The following is a 22,085-nucleotide window of genomic DNA, read 5'->3' on the forward strand; positions in this document are numbered from 1 at the left end:
TCGGGAGTTTCTGCTGAGCTGGGGGCATGGCTGAGACTACGGCGACCGAGCGGTTCTTCCGCGTGGCGATCGCGATCAAGGGGCTTGACGGTGGGCTGCAGGTCGTCGGGGCGTTGATCCTGGCGTTCGTCCCTGCTTCGACGGTCAGCGGGTTCAGTCATGCGGTGATCACGCGGGACCTGCTGGGTGATCCTTCCGGGACGCTGGCCCGGCATCTCGAGTCGGCTACGGAGAACTTTCTGCACGGGGATACGAAGACTTTTGCCGTTGCTTATCTGCTTGCTCATGGGTTGATCAAGCTTGGGTTGGTTTGGGCCTTGGCTCGGAAGATTGTCCGGGCTTATCCTGTTGCTGCGGTGATTCTTGCGGCCTTTGTTGTTTATGAGGTTTTTCGGGCGGTTCATACGCATTCTATTGCGTTGCCGTTTTTTGCTGCTCTTGATGTGGTTATTATTGTGCTGGTTCTGCGGGAGTATCGGCAGTTGAAGCGGGAGCGGGCGTAGTTGCTCTGCCGGGTCTGTCCCCCTGCCGGCCGCTGAGGCGGCTGCGTATCGGGTTGGCAGGGGGGTGTGGTCGGAAGGTTGGGTTGGGTGGGCTGCCGGGTGGCCGTCAGCCTTCTGTTTTCGGGTCTGGGCTACGCGGCGATGGGAAATCGGACCGTCTTGCTGTCGACCTCCAGGGGTTCGACGTAGAGGGCCGTTGCGTTGTCCGAACCTCCGCGGCTGAGTGCTGCCTCGACCAGCTCCGCCGCGCCCGTTCCCGGCTGGGCCAGTACCGCTCGGATGCCGCTGCCCGTCAGCGGCTTGTGTACTCCGTCGCTCGTCAGCAACAGGCCTGTGCTCGTCGTCTCCGCCGTGCCTATCTCGTGGGCTTCGGCCGTTCGGACGCTTGTGGTCACCACGTGCTCCATTCGGGGCGTCACCGGCTGGTGGTGCGCGCGGAAGTACTCGGCGAGCGTGTGGTCCGTGGTCAAGCGGCTCAACGTCGTGCCGTCCCAGGCGTACGCGCGGGCGTCTCCTACCCAGGCGATGCGGTAGCCGCCGTTCTGCGATGGCATGGCCACCACCAGCACCGCGTCTCCGAGCGTCTGCTCGCGGACCGCCCGCTGCGCCGCCAGTACCGCCTCTACCGGTCCTTTATGGACCGGCGTGCGGGCGGCGGCCGCCGCGGCGGTGCGGGCCGCGCGGGCTGCTTCCGGGGCGTCTCCGACGCCGTCCGCCAGTGCGAATGCGATGCCGGGGCCGCCCGCTGCCGCGTACGCTCCGACCGCGTCCGCGTTGAGCGTGCGGGGGCCCTGGGCGCTCGCCGTGTGCCAGCGTGGGTATCCCGGACGTGTGGTGATCATCGCGGCCTCCTCGTCCCCTCTGATCTCCATGGTCCGCCTCGAACCTAAGGGGCGGCTGAGATTTCCGGGTATCGTGGGAAGGGGGTGGGGGATGGAGTTCCGGATTCTCGGGCCGCTGACCGTGTCACGCGCCGATGGGCGGCCTGCCGTGCTCGGCGGGCGGAAGCCTCGGACGTTGCTGGCCGCCTTGCTGCTGGCCCGCGGGCGGGTCGTGCCCGATGCGCGGCTGATTTCACTTTTGTGGGACGGCGAACGGCCCTCGACGGTCGATGCGCAGGTGTGCACCTACGTCTCGCGGCTGCGCAAGGCCCTCGGCCGCCCGGCTCGGCTCGTGCGGTCCGGGGGTGGCTACCTGCTGCTGCCCGGCGGGACCGTCGACGCCGAGGAGTTCGAACGGCTGGCCTCCGCGGGCCACGACGAGCTGCGCGCCGGCCGGCCGGCGCGGGCGGGGCAGCGGTTTCGCACCGCGCTGGAGCTCTGGCGCGGTCCGGCGCTCGGCGGTGTTGCCGAATCGCTTCGGGCCGGTGAGGCGGCGCGGTTCGACGAGCTGCGGCTGACGGTCCTGGAGGGCAGGCTCGAAGCCGAAATCGCGTCGGGCGACCACCTGCGCGCGGTGCCGGACGCGACCGCGTTCGTCCTCGAGCACCCGCTGCGGAAACGCGCACGGGCCCTGCTGATGGCCGCGCTCTGCGCGAGCGGGCGGCCGGCGGACGCGGTGGCCGTGTACCACCGCGGCCGCCGGCTGCTCGACGAGCGGCTCGGGATTGCGCCCGGCCCCGCACTGCGGGCGGCCTACCAGCGCGTGCTGGACGCTCAGGCGGGGTAAGGCGCCGACTGGAAGTCCCGGTCGAGCTGGGCCGCCGAGCGGGGCAGCCAGTGCCGGGCCAGCGCGCGGACCTGCTCGCGCGGCAAGCCCGGGTTGACGTGGCGGTGGTCGGGTTTCGCGATGGATTGCAGCGCCCAGGCGAAGCCGACCATCGGGTCGATCCGGGCCCACCGGCGCCGGTCGATGCCGAGGACCGTCTGGGCGCGCAGGATCACGTGCCAGAAGTGGTAGCTGCTCGGCGGGTTCCCGTCCATGGTGTGCACTTCCGACTCCTGCGGCGCCCGTCGCGGGTCGTAGAGGACGCCTTGCCCGAAGTCGGCGAACGCCCTGACGAGACCGGCTTCGTCACCGCGGTAGAAGCGGTCGAAGTTGTCGAGCTGCAGGGTGGAGAGCGTTCTGAGCGGCTGTTCGACGGGTTGGGCGAATTCGGCGTAGTTCTTCGGGTAGGCCGGGTCCCGGCTCAGTTCGCGCCACTTTTCGTAGAGGCCGTCCGGCGCGTTCTCCTGCGCGAACCGGCCAAGTTCGGCGTAGGCGTCCAGGACGGCCTGAGACGGGTGGTAGAGCGCGATTTCGTCGAGCTGGTACCAGAGTTCGTTGGCCCGCCGGTCCCCGAGCATCCCGGGTACGGGCGGCAACCCGGTGTCGGCGACGGCGGTCCCGGTGGCGGCCCCGGCAAGAGCCACCCCGGCGACGGAGGCGGCCCCGATTTTGAGCAGAGTACGGCGATCGAGCGACATGAAGCACCCCCTGGCGCGGCGGCCCCCTGCCGCCGTTCGCCCGCCAAGGTACGGAAGATTTCTATACTTTCTCTGTAAGATCGTTTCCGTGGAAGACGGTCGCGCGCTGGAGAACCTGGTCTTTTCGTACGCCGCGCTGGTCGACGCCGGGGACTTCGCCGGGGTGGGGGCGTTGTTCGCCTCGGGGACATTCGCGGGAAGCGGAGGCGTACTGCGAGGAGCGGCGGAGGTCGAGCGGATGCTGCGCGAGACGGTGATCGTGTACGAGGACGGCACGCCGCGAACCAAGCACGTGACGACGAACGTGGCCCTCGAGATATCCGAAGCGACGGCATCGGGCCGGGCGTATTTCACGGTGCTGCAGGCGGTGCCCGGCTTCCCGCTGCAGACGATCGCGGCGGGCCGGTACGAGGACCGCTTCACCCGGGAAGAGGGTGGCTGGCGGTTCACCGAACGCCGGGCGACGGTGGACCTGCTCGGCGACGTCAGCCACCACCTGCGGGCGAAGGGGCCGTGAGCGGACTCACGACCCCTCCGCCGACCTTCAGCTCTGCAGGTCGTACACCGTCTGGCCGTCGACCGTCGTGGCGGTGAAGTTCGCCGTCACCCAGTCCGTGATCTCCGACGATCCACCACCGGGCCCACCTCCCCGGCCACCCTCGATGTAGTACTTCACTTCGCCCGCCGCCACGTACGCCTTGAACTCCTCCAACGTCGGTGCCGGGTCCGAGCCGCTCCAGCCGCCGATGCCGATCACCGCCTTGCCGCTCGCCAGCTCCAGTGATGCCGCGCTCTGCGAACCCGTCGTTGCCGCCGCCCACTTCGTCGTCGTCTTCGCCAGCAACGCGCCCATCGCCGTCGACGAGTCGTCGAAGCCGCCGCCGAAACCGCCGCCCATCGCGCTCGACGTCGGGCCCGAAGTCGGGATCGAACCGCTGTGCGCCACCGACGCCGTTTCCACGCCGTAAGCCGCCGACGACACGCCGATCGTCAAGACCACCGCCGCCCCCACGACGGCCACGAGACGGCGAGAAGCCGGCACGCCCATCACCAGCACCGTCCCCACCAGCACCCCGAGCACCGCGACGATCCAGCGCAGCGCCGGGAACCACTCCGGCGTCCGGTCCAGCAGGATGAACGACCACACCGCCGTCACCACCACCATCCCGGCCAGCACCGCCCGCGGCGCCAGGTGCGCCCGGCCCCGCCACAGCGCGCGGCCCGAAATCGCGACCAGCGCGGCGATCGGCGGGGCCATCGCCACCGCGTAGTACGGGTGCACCGTGCCGCTCATGAAGCTGAACACCGCCGCCGTCACGACCAGCCAGCCGCCCCACAGCAGCAGGGCCGCCCGGGTGGCGTCCGTGCGTGGTGCGCGGCGGGTGAACCACAGCCCCGCGACCAGCCCGATCAGCGCGGCCGGCAGCAGCCACGAAACCTCCGTCCCGAAGCTGGCGCCGAACATCCGGAACAGGCCCGTCGAGCCGCCGAACGCGGTGTTCCCGCCCATCCCGCCACCCATGCCGCCGCCGTTGCCCTCGCCGCCGAAGATGCGGCCCAAGCCGTTGTAGCCCAACGCGAGTTCGAGCAGACTGTCCCCTTCGGACCCGCCGATGTACGGCCGCGACGCCGTCGGCCACAGCTCCACCAGCGCGATGAACCAGCCCGCCGAGACGACCAGCGCCACCACCGCGCCCCCGAGGTGCAGCAGCCGCCTGCCCAGTGACGTCGGCGCCGCGAGCAGGTACACCAGGCCGAACGCCGGCAGCACCAGGAACGCCTGCATCATCTTCGTCAGGAAGCCGAACCCGATCGCGGCCCCGGCCAGCGCCAGCCACCGCGGGCTCGCCGTTTCCGTGGCCCGCACGAGGAAGTAGGCGCCCGCGACCAGCAGCAGCACCAGCAGCGCGTCCGGGTTGTTGAAGCGGAACATCAGCGCGGCGACCGGCGTCACGGCCAGCATCGCCCCCGCCAGCAGCCCGGCGACCGGGCCCGCACTCCGTTTCACCGTCAGGTAAAGGATCCCGACCGACGCGACACCCATCAGCGCTTGCGGCGCCAGCACGGTGAAACTCGAGAAGCCGAAGATCCGGGCGAACGCCGTGCCGACCCACAGCGCCGCGGGCGGCTTGTCGACGGTCAGCACGTTCCCCGAGTCCAGCGACCCGAACAGCCACGCCTTCCAGCTCTGCGTCCCGGACTGGACGGCGGCGGCGTAGAAGGAGTTGCCGTAGCGGGACGCGGTGAGGTTCCAGAAGTACAGCACCGCGGTCGCGGCCAGCAGCCCGAACACCGCCGGGCGCACCCAGCGCGGTGGCGCGTGCGCGGCGGACTCCTTGCGGTGCCGGGGTTCGGACACCGGGGCGGGCAGGACGGTGGTCATCAGTACTCCTTCGACGAGGTGGCCTGGCGGCGCGGGTTGAACACCCAGCCGCGCAGGAGCAGGAACCGGAGCACCGTGGCGGCGAGGTTCGCCAGCACCAGCACGGTGAGCTCCAGGACCAGCCCGGGGGTGGTGGATCCGTTGAGCAGCGCGAGCGAGCCGCTGGTGAGCGCGAGCCCGAGGACGAACACGATCAGCCCTTCGAACTGGTGCCGCCCGGCGCCGGCCCGGCCGCGGATGCCGAAGGTGAGCCGCCGGTTCAGCGCGGTGTTCCCGATCGCCGTCACCAGCAGCGCGGTGAAGTTCGCCGGCTGCGCGCCGACGACGGTGCGCAGCAGCAGGAAGAGCACGAGGTAGGCGAGGGTGCTGCTGACGCCGATCGCGGCGAACCGCACCAGCTGCGTCACCAGCCGCGGCGGCACGCCCGGTGCGTCGACGCCGATGGGCTGCCTGCCGAGCTGCTCGCGCAGCCTGCTGATCGGGATCTCGCCGGTGAACGTGGCTTTGGTGACGCGGGCGATGCCCTTGAGGTCTTCGGCGGCCGTCCGCAGGATGTGGACCGACGAGTCCGGGTCGTCGACCCAGTCGACGGGCACCTCGTGGATCCGCAGGCCGGCGCGCTGGGCCAGGACGAGCAGCTCGGTGTCGAAGAACCAGCCGGTGTCCACGACGTGCGGCAGCAGTTCGCGGGCGACGTCGGCGCGGATGGCCTTGAACCCGCACTGCGCGTCGCTGAACTTGGCGGCGAGCGTCGAGCGCAGGATCAGGTTGTAGCAACGGGAAATGAACTCGCGCTTCGGGCCCCGCACCACTCGCGCCCCCCGGGCGAGCCTGCTGCCGATGGCGAGATCGGAGTGCCCGGACAGCAACGGCGCGACGAGCGGCCCGAGCGCGGCGAGATCGGTGGAGAGATCGACGTCCATGTAGGCGAGCACGGCGGCGTCGGAGGCCAGCCACACGGCGTTGAGCGCGCGGCCGCGGCCCTTCTCGTCGAGGTGGTGGACGGCCACCTCGGGGAATTCCCGGGCCAGCCGTTCGGCCACCTGCAGCGTCGCGTCGGTGCTCGCGTTGTCGGCGACGGTGATCCGGTAGGGGTAGGAGACGTGTTCGGCCAGGTGCGCGTGCAGCCGTCGGATGCACGGTTCGAGGTCGGTCTCTTCGTTGAAGACCGGGATGACGACGTCGAGAACGGGCCGGGGACCGGCCAGGTCGACCGGGACGGTCCCGGGCCGCGATGCGGGGGCGGTGGCTGTCATGCCCTCACGATCGCGGCCGCCGCTTTGGTGATCGTGTGTTCTCTCTGTGCGGTTCCTGTGCGGTGGCCGTCAGCTGTGCGCCCGCAGCGGCACGACGTTGCTCGGCAGGGCACCGCGGCCCGGCTCGCGCTTCGGCGGCGTCGTGCTGATCGTCAGCGTCACCAGGCTCGCGTACCTCGGGTGGCGGTCGACGTACACCTCGGGCACCCCGCAGGCCACGGCCAGGACGGCGCGGTGGCGGTGCAGGTGCTCGAACGCTTCCCGGCCGTAGAGCGACACGACGATGTCACCACCGCGCGGACGGCTCCACAGGATGGCCGGCAGGCGGCCGCCGGGCAGGCGCAGGTGGGGGAAGACCGCCCGCAGCCGGTGCTGCAGCCGGATGGCGTGGATGCGCGCCTGCACCTGGCGGCGGCGCAGCACCGCCACCGCGAGCACGCCGGCGAGGACCACCGACGCCCGCAGCGGGCCGGCCCACAGCGCGAAGGTCACCACGCCGTAGGGGAGCAGCGTGACGGCCAGGATCTCCCAGCGCCAGTGGTAGACCCGCAGCGGGAAGGTCGGAGGGGTGCTGGTCATTTCCGTGCTCCTTTCGGTGGGACGGCGGCGCAGCAGGCCGCCGAGGTGGCGCAGCAGACGCCCGGCACCGGCGGCCACCACGAGGGCGGCGACGATGACCGGCCCGGACGTCATGTCGGGATCCGGGTCTTGGGTGCGGGCTCGGGTTTGACGTCCCGGTCGCGGCCGAGCCGCCAGGTCCACCGCCACCCGGCCCAGATGGCGACGGCGGAACCGAGCAGGATGAGGACGAAGGCCTGTCCCACGAGCCCGTCGAGCGGGGCCAGCCGCAGCAGCACCAGCAGCGCCCAGACCTGCGAAGCGGTGAAGGGGATGACGAGCCCGGCCGCGTAGACGCCCCGGCGCCAGCGGCTCCGGCGCGGTGGGGTGGTGTAGGGGTCCATGAATGCCCTCCTCTGCCCGTGGATCCAGGAAACCTCCGGCCCGCGGATTTCTTTGTGTCAGCTGACACAGAGCGCGGGATTCAGCTCGCCGGACGTCGAAGTCCGGCCCAGCGGTGGACCGTCTACCGGCGCCGGTCGCTCCTGAAAGAGGGGAGCGAACCGGCCGGGTCGGTGATACGTAGGTAGGGGGTATGTCCCTGCATCGTGACCGCGCCGAGTGCGGAAAGCAGGCTTCCTCGAGCCGCCTGGCGAGGGCGGTCGGGGGAGGTCGGTGGACACTCTCCGTCAGGCCCCAGCCGCGCGTGGTCGTGGCCGCTGCGGCGAAAAGGTGGTCTGTTAGCTGGGGCCATGACCCATTTGGGCGAGCCGCGTCGAGTCGACACCAACAATGCGTCGCTGATGGGATAAGGTGCGCTCTGTGTCCACATATTGTCACCTCCCTACAGTCGCCTACCAAGGTAGGTAAGAGTGGTGCAGAATGCTTGCCTACATCTTATGTCGGCCGTGACCCGGCCGAAAGGACTGAAGTGGTAACGGTGACCGTCGAGCAGGTGGGTGCCGAGTTGCGGCGGCTGCGCAAGCTCGCCGGGCAGACCCAGGCGGACGTGGCCAGGATCGTCGGCGTCAGCCGGGCCAACCTGACCCAGTGGGAGACCGGGCGCTATCTTCCGTCGGTGGAGAACGCCAGGCTGCTGGACGATCACTTCAGAGCGGCGAATCACCTGGTCGAGCTGGCCGAAGCGGCCCGGACGCCGGCCCCTGCGGCCGGTGGGGTCCTGACCACGGGCGGCTCCCTGCTGGAAGTCTTCCGGCGGGCGGGCGCCGCTCTCGCCGGAGAGCTGATCCGCGACGAGAACGGTCGTGCGGTCGGCTGGCGGCACAACCTCCAGAAGCGGGGCGAGCACACGACGCTGGCCACCGCCTACGGTGTCAGCGCCATGGCGGTGTTGGGTGACACCTACATCGACCTACACACAGTCGTCGAGAACCTCTACGCCAAGAAGACCGAGCTCGGCTGGCAGGGCCGGTCGGCGGGACGCCGCCCGGAGGTCACCGCGGCCGTCGTGGACGCGTTGTTCCAGGTCAGCACCATCCTCTCGGCCGAAGAGGCGCTGGAACACCTCGAGCACTCGCTCGCCGACGACTACAGCCGGACCCGGCCGTTCCTGCTCGCCACCGCGTTGCGCACGGCGGCCCGGATCGGGCCGGACACCCCGCTGACCCGACGGCTCACGGACGACCTCCTCGCGGCCCGGCTCGACATCGACGGCGTCCGGCTGTGGGGCGAGAAGAAGGAACCGCGGCTGGTGGCGCCCGAACCGACCACGGCACACACCGCGCGGGCCGTGGTGGCCCTGCGGGAGCTCCTGCGCAACGGCGACGACCGCGCCGACGTCAGGGACGCCGTCGAGGTGGGAACGCAGTGGCTCGTCGACCGCACCCACGCGGACGACGGGATCATGGAAGACCTGGCTCTCCCGCAACCCGGGCAGCGAGCCATCCCGGTGAACATCAAGCACTTCACTTCCGCATGGGTCGTCCAGGCCCTGGCCGAGGCACCGAAGGTGCCGACGGTCCGGCTGAGCCGCGCGCTCGGTTCGCTGTGGGAACGCTACGAAGCCGGCCTCGGCCTGTGGGCCTGGGGCAGTGGCGACCTCCCCATCTGGATGACCCTCGACGCCGTCACCGCCCTGCGCGCGGCTGCGCTGGCTTTCGCGGCACCGCCGTTCCTCCCGACGACAGCCGCAGAATAGAGACCTCCCCGCACGATGAGCACGACATCCTCGTCCGTCGCCACCGACCACGCGTTCCCGCGGCAGATCGCGGAAGCCCTGCGTGGTGACGGTTCCCGGCCCGATCTGGGCCGGCTCGAAACCGCGGCCCGCCGCATCCGCACCGGACGGCGCGGGCTCGCCGCCTGGCTGCAGGACCTGGTCGCCGACCAGGCCGCGGTCGCCGAGATCGCCAAACGCTCGTACTGGCACCCGAACGGCTTCGCGAAGATCGTTCTGCACACGAGCATCGAACCCGAGTTCCGGATCCGCCTCCACGTGTGGCCGCGGGGCGAAACGCCTTCGCGCGGCGAATCCAACCCGCACAGCCACCGCTGGGAGTTCGCTTCCCACGTGCTCACGGGCACCGGCATGCACATGGTGGAGTTCGCCGAGACCGCCGAGGGCGGCAAGCCGTACCGGCGGTACCGCTACGGAACGGATCCGGCGGACCCGGCGGCCCTCGTCGCCGACGGCGAGGTGCGCTTGCGACGCCTGGGAGTACCGCACGTGCAAAGCGGCGACGTGTACACCTGCGACACCTCGATCGTGCACACCGTTCGCCCGATCGACGCAGGTCTGACGGCCACGGTTGTCGTGCAGGGGCCACGGCGGTCACCCACAACGGTCGTCTACTGCGAGCCGGGTGAAAGCGACGACCAGCCGAACGGCGAGCTTACCGACGCCGATTTCGTGGCACTCGTGAGCGAATTACTGCCGTCCCTCGACAGCGAGGTCGCACGATGACGTCCGTGGAGCTGAAAGTCCAGGTGGAGGAGGCCGCGGAGCGCGGCGTCCTGACCGATCGGGGCATCCGGCGGGCGCTCGAGGCCGGTGAACTGCACGTCGAGCCGTTCGACGCCGCGCTCGTGCGCCCCGCCGCACTCAGCCTCCGGCTCGGGCACGAGGCGTTCACCCTGGTGACGACCGGGCCGGTCGACGTCGCGGACCGCTCGACCCACCCCGAGCTGGTCGCGAAGGAACTGGACGCCCAGGGGCGGCTGGTGATCGAGCCGGGCGAAGTCGTGCTCGCGCCGACCCTGGAGAAGATCGGCCTGTCCGAGCACCTGGTCGGTCTGGTGGACGGGACGAGCGACTACGCCAGGCTCGGGATCAGCGTGGTGCTGTGCGGTCAGGTGAGCCCCGGTTTCGGGCGCGACGCCGGAGCCGTGCTGACCCTGGAGATCGTCAACCACCTCCGGCACCCGGTGCTGGTGTATCCAGGCGCCCGGATCTGCAACTTGATGCTGTTCGCTTCGAGCGGGAGCGAGCTGCCGTACGGCGCAATGCCGCACAACTACTCGAACGACCACGCCGTGGTCGCCTCCCGATTGGCGGATCATGTCCGGCACGATTGAGCTGCGCCTCGGCGACCTGGGGGAGCGCGGCATCCAGGAGAAGGTGTTCCAGCCGCGCTACGGCGCCACGGAGGGTTTCGGCGACGACAGCGCGTTGCTGGGCGCGGTGGGCGTCCCGAGCGAGCTCGTCGCCACCACCGACAGCTGCCCGACGCCACTGGTCAACCTGCTGCGTGAGAAGGATCTTTACCACGCGGGCTGGCTGCTGGCGACGATCAACCTGTCGGACCTGGCCGCGGCGGGCGCCGAGCCACTGGGGCTGGTCGTCAACTACACGCTGCCGAAGTCGACAACGGTCCGCGAATTCGAGCGCCTCCTCGACGGCGTCGACGAGTGTTGCGCCGTCAACGGCACAAAGGTGGCCGGCGGCGACATCCGAGACGGCGAGGTGGTCCAGCTGACGGCAACGGCCATCGGCCGGTGTGCGCCGGGCACCAGGCTCAGGAGGTCCGGAGCCCAGGCGGGCGACCGCTTGCTGCTGGTCGGTTCCCCGGGTTACCTGTGGGCCGCGGCGCTGGTGGAGACGGGCCAGGCAAAGCTGTCGCAGAGGGACCGGGACGAGGTCTGGCACCGTGCCTCCCGGCCGGAGGCCCAGCTGAAGGCGGGCCGCGTCCTGGCGTCAACGGGCTTGGCACGCGCGGCGATGGACGTGTCGGACGGACTGTTCGCGACGGTCCGAACGCTGTGCGAGGCAAACGGCCTCGGCGCGGCGGTCACGGGGGAGTTCGAGCTGGACGGGCCGGTGGCTTCGGTGGCGTCGCAGTGCGGGTTGAGGCCGTTCGACCTGGCCCAGACGTGGGGTGACTGGGGCCTGGTCGTGGCGGTCCGGGCGGAGGACGTCCATCTGGTGACGAAGATGTTGCGAGAAGAAAGCATCGCTGCACAGGAATTCGGGACGCTCAACTCGGAGCGGGAGCTCACCGCCGGAACCACTCCGTGGCAGGGGATCGCTCAAGAGCGGTTCTCGGCCAGTTCCTGGCACGGTGGTGATCTGGCCACTGTCGTTGCGGACGTGCTGGGACGCTGAACGCTCAGCGGTGAGCCCGAGGCAAGCGGGATCAACTCGTGGTTGTCAGAAGGAGACTCCTCCCTGGATTTCACGAGCTTGAACCACGTTGCCGGAGACGTAGCCGGTCACGGAGTTCACGGTCCCGTTTGCTTCGGCCTTGTTCACCGCCTGGGCTCGTTCCCATTCTTCGTGTAGTTCCTTGCCGAATGCGGGGTCCTTCGCTTGCGCGTCGGCAAGCTTCTCTTGCAGTTTTTTCAGTGCCGGAGCATCCTCGGCCGCGCCTTCGGCAGCTTCGAGAATCGTCGTCGCTTCGGGATCGTCCGAGAATTTTCTCTTCACCAGCTTGTACAGGCCGACAACGGATCGGCTGGCCAGTGCGGCCGCGATCGAGATGAGCACGGGTTCAGGCATCGAAACCTCGCTTTCCTTCCGGTCGAAGGCTTTCTCCGACATCCGGTCAGCCCGGCGATGAGCTCAAGTGCTCCCGCCACACTGATCTGTCATGAGCCCAGTCGTCGACGAAGCCGGCGAGGAGTTCCGGCCAGTCAGGTCGGTGCGCGGCGAGAACGGCTCGCATCGCGGACGCGCCGTCGGTCACTCCTCGCTGTTCCAGGTCTGCTTCGGCTTCCTGTACCAACCTGCGCCGGTCTTGGAGCACCGATTCCCAGTACCGTGGATTGCGGAGTTCGGCCGGATCGTGACGCCGCCCGTATCCCTCGGTCAAGACCTCGCCGAACTCCTGGGCCGATGCGCGGGCGGGATCGGCGAAGGGTGCATACGCGTCCTGTCCGAGTGTGCCCGCCACGCAGACGGACGTGGGGTCGTCGGCCAGCATGGTCAGGCCGGCGAGCAGATCCTCGTTGTACACCGGCGGGAAGAACGGCGCTTGCGAGTCGCAGGTGATCGCCATCGCCCCACCGCCGACGTAAGACACCTTGCCGCGGGTTTCCCGCCTGCGAGCGTGTCCCACCACCGAGAAATCGCCGAACTCGTCGAACGCCCAGCCGACCATCCGTCTCGGGATTCCGCCCCGGTCGGCCCCGGCCAGCAGGTCTGACGCGTATCGAAGGTCCTGCTGCCCGATCGTTTGCACGTCGTCATCGACGAAGAGAACGGTTCGCCATCCGTTGCGGCGGGCGAACACGAGGGCGTCGTTCCGCTTTCGGCTGATGTCCGTCGTCGTGGTGGCACACGGGTGGTGGAAGGTCCGGAGCATGGGACCTCCGAGGCCCGGCGGCGTTTCGAGCACCAAGCAGCGGTCCTCCCCCAGGAGGAGTCGAGTCGCCCTCGCGGTCGTACGACCGCTGGCGAGCACGACGAGTGTTGCGTCGGCGTTCCGTGCCGTGCGCGCGGCGCGGAGGAGCGCTTCTGCGCCACGCGCTGACGGCACGATGACTGCGTCGAACAGCGGGAAAGGTGCCAACGCGGTCGCCCGGTAGGTGCCAGGGCGAGGCATCGTGATCGATCCGCCGTCTCTGCGGTACATGGTGAGACTGCCGAAGTGCGGGACGACCGGACGGACGCGACCGGCTGCGACCCCCGCCAGGTGAACGCCTGCGAGCCACATTGCCATCTCGACCACCGTCATATCCGCTCCTTGTCGACGACTAGCTCTCGAGTTCACGTACGCGCTGATCGACTTCTTCCACCTCGGGCGCTCCGAGGTCGGCGTAGATCGCTCGCGCTTGGAGCCAGTGCGAGCGGGCCAGCGCTACGTTTCCGTTTCGCTGGTGCAAGGACGCGGCACCTTCGAGCGCTTGAGCTTCTTCGTACCGGTCACCGATTTCCTGGGCGATCCTGAGTGCTTCCTCGTGGAGTTCGAGCACGAGGTCCGTTCGCGCGAGCCGGCGGTTGGTGCTTCCGAGTCCGTTGAGCGCTGCGGCCTCCAGCGCTCGATCACCGGTCTCCCGGGCGAAGCTCAACGCCTCATCGTGGTGATTGCGCGCCTCGCCGAAGCGTCCCAGGCGCTGGAACGCCATGCCCACATCATTGAGCGCATACCCCGTCCGAGGCCCGTCGTTCGTCTCGCGGAACACGGCCAGAGCTCGTTGGATGTGGCCGAGGGCCTCCTCGAACCGGCCCAGCCGGATCAGGGCGAGTCCCATGTTGTTCAAGGCCTGGCCGGATCCGGTCCGATCGCCTTCTTGCTCGAACAGCCGCAAAGCCTCGGAAAGGCGTGAGAGAGCTTCGTCGTAATTGCCGAGCAGCGTGGAGACCAGGCCGAGGTCGCTGAGCGCAAAAGCCTCCACCATCGGCTGCCCGACTTGTCTCGTCGACGCCAGCGATTGCTCCAAGTAAGCAACGGCTTCCTGGTAGCGGCCGAGGCGCTGATAAACGCTTCCGAGGTTGTGCAGGGCTCGGCCGACCGCGACCGGCTCGTCACGTTCCTGGCCCGCCGCGACCGCAGCGGTGTGCAAAGTGACGGCGTCCTCGAAGTGACCATGGCTGTCCAGGAACCGGTAGAGGATCGTCGACAGGGCGACCGTGAAGATGGCCCAGCTGCTGTGTGAGGTGTGCGCGGCCATCGCCAGGAGCGCGGCTCGCTCGGCCTCCAGCCAATGCACCGCCTGCGTGTCGTCGGTCAACGGTGCGCTGCCTTCGGTGGGCACGCGGGGGCGGCGATCGCTTTCCTGGGGGTAGAGAATGTCCATGGCGACCGATGCGGTGGCGAGGAAGAAATCGAAGAGCCTGCGGCGGGCGGCCTCCTGTTCGCCTGCCGACTCCTCGTTCTTGGCGAGGTCGGCGGCGTAGATCCTGATCAAGTCGTGCATCTGGTACCGGCCGGTCCGCGTGCGCTCGACCAGGTGCGACCGCACCAGCGAGTCGAGTAGCCGTCGCGCCTGCAGCGACGTCGTACTGAAGAGGATGGCCGCGCTCACCGGCTCGAAATCGCGCCCGGGATGGAGGCCGAGCAGACGAAAGGCTCGCGCCTGCTCGGTGGGGAGGTTCCGATAGGACCAGGAGAAGACCGCGCGCACCGCCGTGATCGGGTCGTCTCCGGCGTCGAGGGCCGCCAGCCGCTCCTGCTCGTTCTCGAGGTCGCCGGCGAGTTCGGCGAGCGTCACCTCCGGGTTCATCGCCGCCAGGTCGGCGGCGATCCGCAACGCGAGCGGAAGCCGGCCGCATTCCTGCACGAGCGTCGCCGCGGCGACGGGTTCGGCGTCCACCCGGGCGCCGATCAGCATCCGCAGCAAGTCGATAGCCTGCGCGGGAGGGAGCAGGTCGAGGTTGACCCGGCGTGCGCCGTCTCGGGACACCAGCCCCTGCAGCACGCTGCGGCTCGTCACCAGGACGACACAGGATGACGTTCCTGGCAGCAGTGGCCTGACCTGTTCGGGGCCGGCCGCGTTGTCCAGCACGATCAGCATGCGCCGCCCAGCGAGCAGGCTGCGGAACCGTGCTGTGCGTTCATCGACGTCGAGGGGGATGTCTTCCCTGGGCACTCCCAGCGAGCGCAGGAACCCGGCCAGGGCGTCGGCAACCGAGACTGGCGTGTGCGGCCCGAAGCCGCGAAGGTTCACGTAGAGCTGCCCGTCGGGGAACCGGTCACTGACCCGGTGTGCCCAGTGTATGGCGAAGGCGGTTTTCCCCACGCCGGGCGTACCCGAGACCGCGGAGATCACCACAGCCGCCGTCGGCGTCGGTTCGTCGGAAGCCGCGAGGAGCAGGTCGAGCTGCTCGAGTTGCTCGATGCGGTCGGTGAACGCGTGCACGTCCGGAGGGAGCTCGTGCGGTGGCGACTGGAAAGCGGACTGCGTCGGATGCAGGTGGATGTCACCGGTGATCGATCCGGCCTGGACCACCGCGCCGGCCATCCCCGACATTTCGTTGGCTCGGTCGGCGCCGTCCCTCGTCACGTCGTCCTTCCCCGCCAGTGCCACCCACAGGCCTTGCGCTTCGGAGTGGAGAAGGCACACGTGACCGACATTGTCGGTGTCGGGAATTGCAATTACAAGAGACCGAAAGAGTGAGGTTGCTCGGCTCGGGATTACGAGTTCGAGGCCAGTGCCGGCCTCGTGGGCCGTATCATGGGATGGTCGAGACGGGTGAGTGTCGTTTGGCACGCGTCAATTGCGGCCACAGAGGAGTTAGGCCATCGTCCTGAATTCTGAAATTTTCTGACTGAAAGGCGACGAAGCTGTGTCACCAGCTGCACCGCTCGCGCGCCGCCTCAAGGCCCTGCGGGAAGAGCAGTGGCCTGACGCCGGAGTCACCCAGGCCCAGCTGGCCGAGGTGTTCGGCGGGGTCAGCATCTCGCTGATCTCGTCGTGGGAGAACGTCGACAAGCCCGTCCGGCCGCCGGTCAAGCGGCTGGAAACCTACGCGACACTCTTCGCCACCCGCCGATCCTTGAACGGCGATGCGCTGCGTGTCCTCCCCGTCGACCAGCTGACAGGTGAGGAGCGACGCCGCCGCCGCGAGCTCCTGCAGGAGCTGTCAGAGCTCTGGGGAGGTCGAGGGTTCGCTTCGCCTGCCTTGGTGAGGGACATCTGGACTTTCGAGGCAGACCAGGACGTCACCATCGTCTGCGCCCCGCTGCCGGAGGTGTACCGGCGGCACCTGTCGTATACGGACCCGGAGAGCGCCGACTTTGTCTCCCTGTACACCTATGCTGACCCGGATGCGCTCATCGAGCTGTTCGGGCACATCCGCTCACGCAATCCGGACAGCGACGTCAGGTTCCGCGCCAGCGACGAACTGACGGTCGATGACTATACGACTCACCTCGTTCTGCTCGGTGGAGTTCACCGGAATCCGGTGACCCGGGACGTGATCGAGCGGGTGGACCTCCCAGTGGAGCAAATCAGCCGGGCCGGCGATGCCGAACACGGTGGCTTCCGGGTGCAGCAGGACGGTCGTCCGAAGCTGTTCCAACCCGAACTCGACAGCCTGGAGCACTTGCTGGAAGACGTCGCCCACTTCTACCGCGGCGAAAGTCCGTTCAATCGAAAGCGCACCGTGACCATCTGCAATGGTATGTACGGTCGTGGCACGCTCGGCGCGGTTCGCGCGCTGACGGACGCGCGCTTTCGCGACCGGAACACCGCGTACGTGCAGGACCGATTCGGCGAAGGGAAATCCTTCAGCGTCATCAGCCGGGTGCCTGTCATCGGCGGACAGGTGTTGACTCCCGATTGGACGCTCGAGGAGAACCGGTTGCACGAATGGCCCGATGCTCCGTGATCGCGCATCAGCGCCGATCTCACCGGAACTTGGTATGTCACCTTCCGGACGGTTCCGGCGCACCAGGACGAGTGGATGCGATCATCGTGCCCAGCGGGCGTCCGGTGTCTTGTCTGCAGCATGCGATTGATGTGGCGAAGGAACACGACGCTTGGCTTGTCTTGATGTGCAGTTTGCGGAGCAGCGCGTCGGACGCCGCGTTGGCTGCGGAACGTGCGGGAGTCCGGACAAAGGCGATCGACGTCCGCCGGGTTCCGGACAGCGTCGTACCCAAGTTCGCCTCGGACGGACTCCTCCGTTCCAGTCCTTTTCATCGACTGGTCGACACCAGTCTCAAGCGCAACCTCGGTTTGCTGATCGCAGTTCTCTGCGGCTGGAAACGGATCATGTTCCTGGATGACGACATCGTTCTGTCGCAACCTTCGAATGTGCCCGCGGCCGATGGCTTGCCGATCGTCGGCTTGGCGAACGCCGGGATGCCCGACAATTCGGTGGTATGCCACGCGCTGCGCGACACCGGCGAAGATCAGGACGTGTTCATCGGTGGGGGCGCGCTGGTCGTCGGCGAAGCCGCGTTCTCCTCGTTCTTCCCGAACATCTACAACGAGGACTGGTTCTTCCTGATCGACGGACTGAGGCGGCGTTCCGTGGCTGTCACCGGCGCCGCGATCCAGGCTGCCTACGACCCGTACTGCGATCCTCGTCGCGCTCGCAGTGAAGAACTGGGCGACATCCTGGCTGAGGGAATTTTCGCGTTGCTGGACATCGGCCGCGGTTTGGAGGACGCCAACGGGGCGTACTGGGCTGAGTTCCTGCGGGACCGCCGGCGGCTCATCAGCGCGATCATCGCGCGCGCGGCGGGTTCTGTGAACAAGCCGGAGCAGCGCGCGCGGGTGAGCGCCGCGCTCAAGGCGGCGATCGGCCGGAGCCGGCTGATCACGCCGGAGCTCTGCGTGCGCTACCTCCACCACTGGCAGTCGGATTGCCTGCTCTGGCGCGCCCATCTGCGGGATCTCCGGCGTGGTCACCGCGCAGCCAGTGGAATCGAAGGCGCGCTCGCCACGCTCGGAATCGCCCACTCGGCGCAGCCGGGGATGTCCGGTCGCATGATGCGCGGTGCAGTGCGGCGTCCGTTCTTCCGCTGATGCTCTCGGATCACGAGGTCGCAGTCAGGTTGTACACCGTTACACCGTCCACAGTGGACGCCTCATAGTGGTCGGCCACCCACTCCGCGATCTGCTGAGCCGCGTCCGAACCGCTCGAACCCCGCATCGTCATGCCTTCACCCAGGAAGTAATGGATCCGGCCACTAGCCACGTACTGCTGGAACTGCGCCAGCGTCGGATACGGGTCCGTGCCGTTGAACCCACCCACCGCCATCACCGGGGCTCCACTCGCCAGCTGGTAACCCGCCGCCGCATTGGACAGCACCGTCGCCGCCGTCCAGGTGTAATGCGATGCGTCCTGCTGGAGCAACGCCGTCAGCGAAGCGCCCGGCATCGTCGTCGACAGCAGTGACCCCGGGCCGCCCCCACGGCCACCGAAGCGGCCGAATCCGGAGGACGGCCCCGCCGACGGGATTGCTCCACTGTGCGTCGTCGCCGCCGTGGCCAGCGTGTACGCGCCGGTGCCCAGGAGCAGAACCACCAAAGACAACGCCGCCACGAACGAAGCCGCGGTGCGGGTCAAGTGCGGGGCGAAGAACAGGGCCACCGCCGCCAGGAGGCCACCCACCAAGACTGCCGGGGCGAGCCAGGACGACCCCAGTAGTAGGTAAGAAGTCAACGCCGTCAGCGCCACGCCGCCGCTCAGGAAACCCGATGCCGCCGGGTGGGCGCGCAGGCGCCACAGCTGGACCGCCGCCGTGCCCACCAGCGCGGCCACGGCCGGGGCCAACGCCACCGTGTAGTACGGGTGGATGATGCCGCCCATGTAGCTGAACACCAGCGCCGTCACCAGCAGCCAGCCTCCCCACAGGAGGAGCGCCGCGCGGGATGTGTCCGTCCGCGGGGCTCGGCGGGTGAACCACAGCCCCGCCCCCAGCGCCAGCAGTGCCGCCGGCAGGAGCCAGGCGATGCCGCCCGCCATCTCGCTGCCGAACAGGCGAGTCAGGCCCGTCGACCCCCAGCCTCGGCCTGCGCCGCCGCCGACGCTGCCCACCTCGTCGCCCGTGATGCGGCCGAAACCGTTGTAGCCGAACGCCAGCTCCCACAGGGAGTTCGTCTGCGAACCGCCGATGTACGGGCGCGAGTCCACCGGCCAGAGCGCGACCACCACCAGGTACCACCCGGCCGACACCAGCACCGCGGCCACCGCGCCGAGCAGGTGCAGCAGCCGCTTGCCCAGTGACGTCGGCGCCGCGAGCAGGTACACCAGGCCGAACGCCGGCAGCACCAGGAACGCCTGCAGCATCTTCGCCAGGAAAGCGAACCCGACCGCGACGCCGGCCAGTGCGAGCCAGCGCGGGCTCGCCTTCTCGCACGCGCGCACCACGCAGTACGCCCCCGCCACCAGCAGCAGCACGAGCAGCGCGTCCGGGTTGTTGAACCGGAACATCAGCGCCGCGGCCGGGGTCAGGGCCAGCACCAGGCCCGCGACCAGTCCGGCCGCCGGGCCCGACGACCTGCGGACCGTCGCGTACAGGAGCCACACCGAGCCCACGCCCATCAGCGCCTGCGGCACCAGGATGCTCCACGCGTTGACGCCGAACAGCCGCGCCGACAGGCCCATCACCCACAGCGCGGCCGGGGTCTTGTCGACGGTGATCGCGTTGGCCGCGTCGCTGGAGCCGAAGAACAGCGCCTTCCAGCTCTGGGACCCCGCCTGGGCCGCCGCCGAGTAGAACGCGTTGGCCCAGCCCGAGGCGCCGAGACCCCACAGGTAGAGCACGGCGGTTCCGACCAGGAGTGCGGCCAAGGCCGGGCGGTGCCACGAAGGGCGAGCGGGTGCCGAAGCAGGCACAGCGGTTTCGCGGGAGGCGAGAGCGGTCATGACGCTCAGCTTCCGGTGCCGAGCTGGGGCTGCCTTGTGCCGATGCTGTGCACGCGCTGTGCGGGCACGGCCACGGGGAGCCGCACCGCGAACTCCGTCCGCCCGGGCCTGCTGTGCACCTCGATCGTGCCGTGGTGGGCGACGACGACCGCGGACGCGATCGCCATCCCCAGCCCGGTGCTGCCGGCCTGGCGCGAGCGAGACGAGTCGCCGCGGGCGAACCGCTCGAAGACGTCCGGCAGCAGGTCCGGCGGGATCCCGGGGCCGTCGTCGGTCACCGTGAGCACGGCGCTGCCGTCCGCCGAGCGGGTCAGCGCCGTCACCACCGTCGTGCCCGGCGGGGTGTGCGTGCGCGCGTTGGCCAGCAGGTTCGCCAGCACCTGGTGCAGGCGCTGGACGTCGCCGAACACGAGCACCGGGTCCGGTGGCAGCTCCAGCAGCCACCGGTGCCGCCGCCCGGCGACCTGCGCGTCGCCGACGGCGTCGGCGACCAGGCGGGTGAGGTCGACGTCGCGGACGTCCAGTGGCCGGCCCGCGTCGAGCCGGGCGAGCAGCAGCAGGTCCTCGACCAGCGCCGACATCCGGACGGCCTCGGACTGGATGCGGTCCATCGAATGGGCGACGTCCGGCGGCACCAGCGCGCTGCCGCGGGCGGCCAGCTCGGCGTACCCGCGGATCGCGGCCAGCGGCGTCCGCAGCTCGTGGCTGGCGTCCGCGACGAACTGCCGGACCCGGATCTCGCTGTCGTGCCGCGCTTCGAGGGCCTGGGCGACGTGGCCGAGCATCAGGTTCAGCGCCGAGCCGACCTGGCCGACCTCGGTGCGCGGGTCGGTGTCGCCCTCCGGGACGCGGATCGACAGCGCCACCTGGCCGCGGTCCAGCGGCAGCTCGGTGACGCGCCCGGCGGTCGCCGCGACGCGGTCGAGGGGGCGCAGCGTGCGGCGGACCGCGAAGGCCCCGAGGAACGCCGCGCCGAGCACGCCCGCCGCGGCCACGCCGAACAGGATCAGCCCGACGGTGAGCAGCGTGTCGGTCACCGGCTTCATCGGCAGGCCGGTCACCACGACGTCGGACGTCCCGGCGACCGGCAGCGCCATCAGGCGGTACTCGCCGAGGTCGGCGAAGGAAAGGGTGTGCGGCTTGCCGTCGGCGGGCACCGAGAGCATCAGGGCCTGCTGGTCCGCGGTCAGGTACAGCCGGCCGCCGTGCTCGGAAATGCTGTCGTCGTGGACGAGCTCCCGCCTGGAGAAGGTGCCGCTGACCGTGCCGACGTTCTGCCCGAGCGGGTGCTGGCCCTGGTCCTGCGGGGGCGGCCCGAGGCCCGGCAGCCGGGCGTTGCTCGCGAAGACGAGCGAGCGGTTCGCCGCGGCCGAGAGCTGCTGGTCGATCTGGCGGGTGAGGAACAGATCGAGCGCGAACTCGCTGACCACACCGACGATCAGGCACACCACGGTGAGCAGCACGACCATCGAGCCGGTCAGTTTCGCGCGCAGCGAGAGCCGTCCCCGGCGGGGACGTGGCGGGACGGTTCGCGCGGCCATGGCACCAGCGTCCGTCCGCGCGGTGTGTGCGGGTTGTGCGCTGCCTGTGAAGCGGCTGTGGGGTGACCGGCCCGTGGCCGGATGTCCGGTTCCCCGGCGCGAACCGGTCACAGGAACGGCTGACGGCGGGCACAGTCGGTGCACAGCGAGCGGCTCCACCGTGGATCCCACCGAACGACCACGTTGAGGAGCAGCAGCATGACCACACCGCAGGCACCGTCCACACCGGACCAGACGTGGGGCGCGACGCCCGCGCCGGCCGCCAAGCAGCCCTGGTCGCCGGGCCGGAAGATCGCGGCGGGCGCCGTCGCGGCGGCGATCGTGGCCGGCGGGGGAGCGGCGGTCTGGGCCGCGTCCTCGTCGGCGGCCACCGACACGCAGGCCGGGCCGGGCGGCATGATGGGCGGCCCCGGCGGCCTGCCGGGCGGCGGGCTGGGTTCCGCGCTGCACGGCGAGTACGTGGCTTCCGACGGCAACGGCGGCTACGTCATGAAGATCGTGCAGACGGGCGAAGTGACGGAGCTGAGCGCGACCTCCCTGACCGCGAAGAGCGACGACGGCTTTTCGAAGACGTACACGATCACGTCGGACCAGGCAACGGGCCTCGCGACGGGCGACACGGTCACGGTGGTGGCCACGGAGTCCGGCTCGACGGCCACGGCGACGTCGGTGACGGACGGCGACGCGGGCGGCCAGGGCGCCCCGGCCCGCACCGGCTGAG

Annotated in this window: 21 protein-coding genes; 10 read left to right on the top strand and 11 right to left on the bottom strand. The window is 69.6% G+C overall.

What is annotated here, in order from left to right:
- The first annotated feature begins 26 nt into the window (after window positions 1–26).
- Complete coding sequence (locus tag ABZX11_RS19560) at window positions 27–503, top strand: DUF2127 domain-containing protein (protein WP_176171838.1); 477 nt, start codon at window positions 27–29, stop codon at window positions 501–503.
- A gap of 131 nt (window positions 504–634) precedes the next feature.
- Here the strand turns inward: ABZX11_RS19560 and ABZX11_RS19565 are convergent, their stop codons facing one another.
- Window positions 635–1,345, bottom strand: coding sequence for a serine/threonine protein phosphatase (locus tag ABZX11_RS19565; protein ID WP_176171837.1), 711 nt, complete (start codon window positions 1,343–1,345; stop codon window positions 635–637).
- A gap of 91 nt (window positions 1,346–1,436) precedes the next feature.
- On the opposite strand from ABZX11_RS19565, the gene ABZX11_RS19570 reads away from it, so the two are divergent.
- On the top strand, window positions 1,437–2,171 hold the full coding sequence (locus tag ABZX11_RS19570) for an AfsR/SARP family transcriptional regulator (RefSeq protein ID WP_354914679.1): 735 nt from the start codon (window positions 1,437–1,439) through the stop codon (window positions 2,169–2,171).
- Here ABZX11_RS19570 and ABZX11_RS19575 read toward each other — a convergent pair.
- On the bottom strand, window positions 2,159–2,908 hold the full coding sequence (locus tag ABZX11_RS19575; protein ID WP_354914681.1) for a hypothetical protein: 750 nt from the start codon (window positions 2,906–2,908) through the stop codon (window positions 2,159–2,161). The genes ABZX11_RS19570 and ABZX11_RS19575 overlap by 13 nt on opposite strands.
- An 88-nt stretch (window positions 2,909–2,996) precedes the next feature.
- Here ABZX11_RS19575 and ABZX11_RS19580 point away from each other — a divergent pair, with 88 nt between their 5' ends.
- A complete protein-coding gene (locus tag ABZX11_RS19580; protein WP_254896883.1) occupies window positions 2,997–3,425 on the top strand; it encodes a nuclear transport factor 2 family protein in 429 nt (142 codons plus the stop codon).
- A gap of 27 nt (window positions 3,426–3,452) precedes the next feature.
- Here ABZX11_RS19580 and ABZX11_RS19585 read toward each other — a convergent pair whose 3' ends face one another.
- The 4 genes from ABZX11_RS19585 to ABZX11_RS19600 form a co-directional block, all read right to left on the bottom strand.
- Window positions 3,453–5,291 (bottom strand): glycosyltransferase family 39 protein, encoded by a 1,839-nt coding sequence (locus ABZX11_RS19585; protein WP_354914683.1) that lies wholly within the window; start codon window positions 5,289–5,291, stop codon window positions 3,453–3,455.
- The gene (locus ABZX11_RS19590) at window positions 5,291–6,547 is read right to left on the bottom strand and encodes a bifunctional glycosyltransferase family 2/GtrA family protein (protein WP_354914685.1); all 1,257 of its coding nucleotides are present in this window, start codon (window positions 6,545–6,547) and stop codon (window positions 5,291–5,293) included. Before ABZX11_RS19590 ends, ABZX11_RS19585 begins: the two co-directional genes overlap by 1 nt.
- A 69-nt stretch (window positions 6,548–6,616) precedes the next feature.
- Window positions 6,617–7,240 carry a hypothetical protein gene (locus ABZX11_RS19595; RefSeq protein WP_354914687.1) on the bottom strand — a complete coding sequence of 208 codons (624 nt, stop codon included), beginning with the start codon at window positions 7,238–7,240 and terminating at the stop codon, window positions 6,617–6,619.
- Window positions 7,237–7,509, bottom strand: coding sequence for a hypothetical protein (locus ABZX11_RS19600; protein WP_176171831.1), 273 nt, complete (start codon window positions 7,507–7,509; stop codon window positions 7,237–7,239). Before ABZX11_RS19600 ends, ABZX11_RS19595 begins: the two co-directional genes overlap by 4 nt.
- Window positions 7,510–8,045: 536 nt before the next feature.
- On the opposite strand from ABZX11_RS19600, the gene ABZX11_RS19605 reads away from it, so the two are divergent.
- Genes ABZX11_RS19605 through ABZX11_RS19620 form a run of 4 tightly spaced genes read left to right on the top strand, consistent with a single transcriptional unit; the run spans window position 8,046 to window position 11,666 of the window.
- The gene (locus tag ABZX11_RS19605) at window positions 8,046–9,263 is read left to right on the top strand and encodes a helix-turn-helix transcriptional regulator (protein WP_354914689.1); all 1,218 of its coding nucleotides are present in this window, start codon (window positions 8,046–8,048) and stop codon (window positions 9,261–9,263) included.
- A 15-nt stretch (window positions 9,264–9,278) separates the two neighbouring features.
- Window positions 9,279–10,028, top strand: coding sequence for a hypothetical protein (locus ABZX11_RS19610; RefSeq protein ID WP_176171829.1), 750 nt, complete (start codon window positions 9,279–9,281; stop codon window positions 10,026–10,028).
- A complete protein-coding gene (gene dcd / locus ABZX11_RS19615) occupies window positions 10,025–10,639 on the top strand; it encodes a dCTP deaminase (protein ID WP_176171828.1) in 615 nt (204 codons plus the stop codon). Before ABZX11_RS19610 ends, dcd begins: the two co-directional genes overlap by 4 nt.
- Window positions 10,623–11,666, top strand: a complete 1,044-nt coding sequence (locus tag ABZX11_RS19620) for a thiamine-phosphate kinase (RefSeq protein ID WP_354914692.1) — start codon at window positions 10,623–10,625, stop codon at window positions 11,664–11,666. Before dcd ends, ABZX11_RS19620 begins: the two co-directional genes overlap by 17 nt.
- Before the next feature lie 45 nt (window positions 11,667–11,711).
- Here ABZX11_RS19620 and ABZX11_RS19625 read toward each other — a convergent pair whose 3' ends face one another.
- From ABZX11_RS19625 to ABZX11_RS19635, 3 genes are read right to left on the bottom strand one after another with little or no spacing between them, the layout of a single operon-like run.
- Complete coding sequence (locus tag ABZX11_RS19625; RefSeq protein ID WP_354914694.1) at window positions 11,712–12,101, bottom strand: hypothetical protein; 390 nt, start codon at window positions 12,099–12,101, stop codon at window positions 11,712–11,714.
- A gap of 4 nt (window positions 12,102–12,105) precedes the next feature.
- Complete coding sequence (locus ABZX11_RS19630) at window positions 12,106–13,236, bottom strand: hypothetical protein (RefSeq protein ID WP_354914696.1); 1,131 nt, start codon at window positions 13,234–13,236, stop codon at window positions 12,106–12,108.
- 19 nt (window positions 13,237–13,255) lie between these two features.
- A complete protein-coding gene (locus tag ABZX11_RS19635; protein WP_354914698.1) occupies window positions 13,256–15,529 on the bottom strand; it encodes a tetratricopeptide repeat protein in 2,274 nt (757 codons plus the stop codon).
- Between the two features lie 259 nt (window positions 15,530–15,788).
- Here ABZX11_RS19635 and ABZX11_RS19640 point away from each other — a divergent pair, with 259 nt between their 5' ends.
- A complete protein-coding gene (locus ABZX11_RS19640) occupies window positions 15,789–16,832 on the top strand; it encodes a helix-turn-helix transcriptional regulator (RefSeq protein WP_354914700.1) in 1,044 nt (347 codons plus the stop codon).
- A gap of 71 nt (window positions 16,833–16,903) precedes the next feature.
- Window positions 16,904–17,977: a hypothetical protein gene (locus ABZX11_RS19645; RefSeq protein WP_354914702.1), complete on the top strand. Its 1,074-nt coding sequence runs from the start codon at window positions 16,904–16,906 to the stop codon at window positions 17,975–17,977.
- A 10-nt stretch (window positions 17,978–17,987) separates the two neighbouring features.
- On the opposite strand, the gene ABZX11_RS19650 is transcribed toward ABZX11_RS19645, so the two are convergent.
- Both ABZX11_RS19650 and ABZX11_RS19655 read right to left on the bottom strand, forming a co-directional pair.
- Window positions 17,988–19,823, bottom strand: coding sequence for a glycosyltransferase family 39 protein (locus ABZX11_RS19650; RefSeq protein ID WP_354914704.1), 1,836 nt, complete (start codon window positions 19,821–19,823; stop codon window positions 17,988–17,990).
- A 5-nt stretch (window positions 19,824–19,828) separates the two neighbouring features.
- Window positions 19,829–21,364 carry an ATP-binding protein gene (locus ABZX11_RS19655; protein ID WP_354914706.1) on the bottom strand — a complete coding sequence of 512 codons (1,536 nt, stop codon included), beginning with the start codon at window positions 21,362–21,364 and terminating at the stop codon, window positions 19,829–19,831.
- A gap of 198 nt (window positions 21,365–21,562) precedes the next feature.
- Between ABZX11_RS19655 and ABZX11_RS19660 the strand changes: the two genes are divergently transcribed.
- Window positions 21,563–22,084: a hypothetical protein gene (locus ABZX11_RS19660; RefSeq protein WP_354914708.1), complete on the top strand. Its 522-nt coding sequence runs from the start codon at window positions 21,563–21,565 to the stop codon at window positions 22,082–22,084.
- Window position 22,085 lies beyond the last annotated feature (1 nt).

The organism is Amycolatopsis sp. NPDC004169, assembly GCF_040610315.1.
In the GTDB taxonomy this organism is placed as follows: domain Bacteria; phylum Actinomycetota; class Actinomycetes; order Mycobacteriales; family Pseudonocardiaceae; genus Amycolatopsis.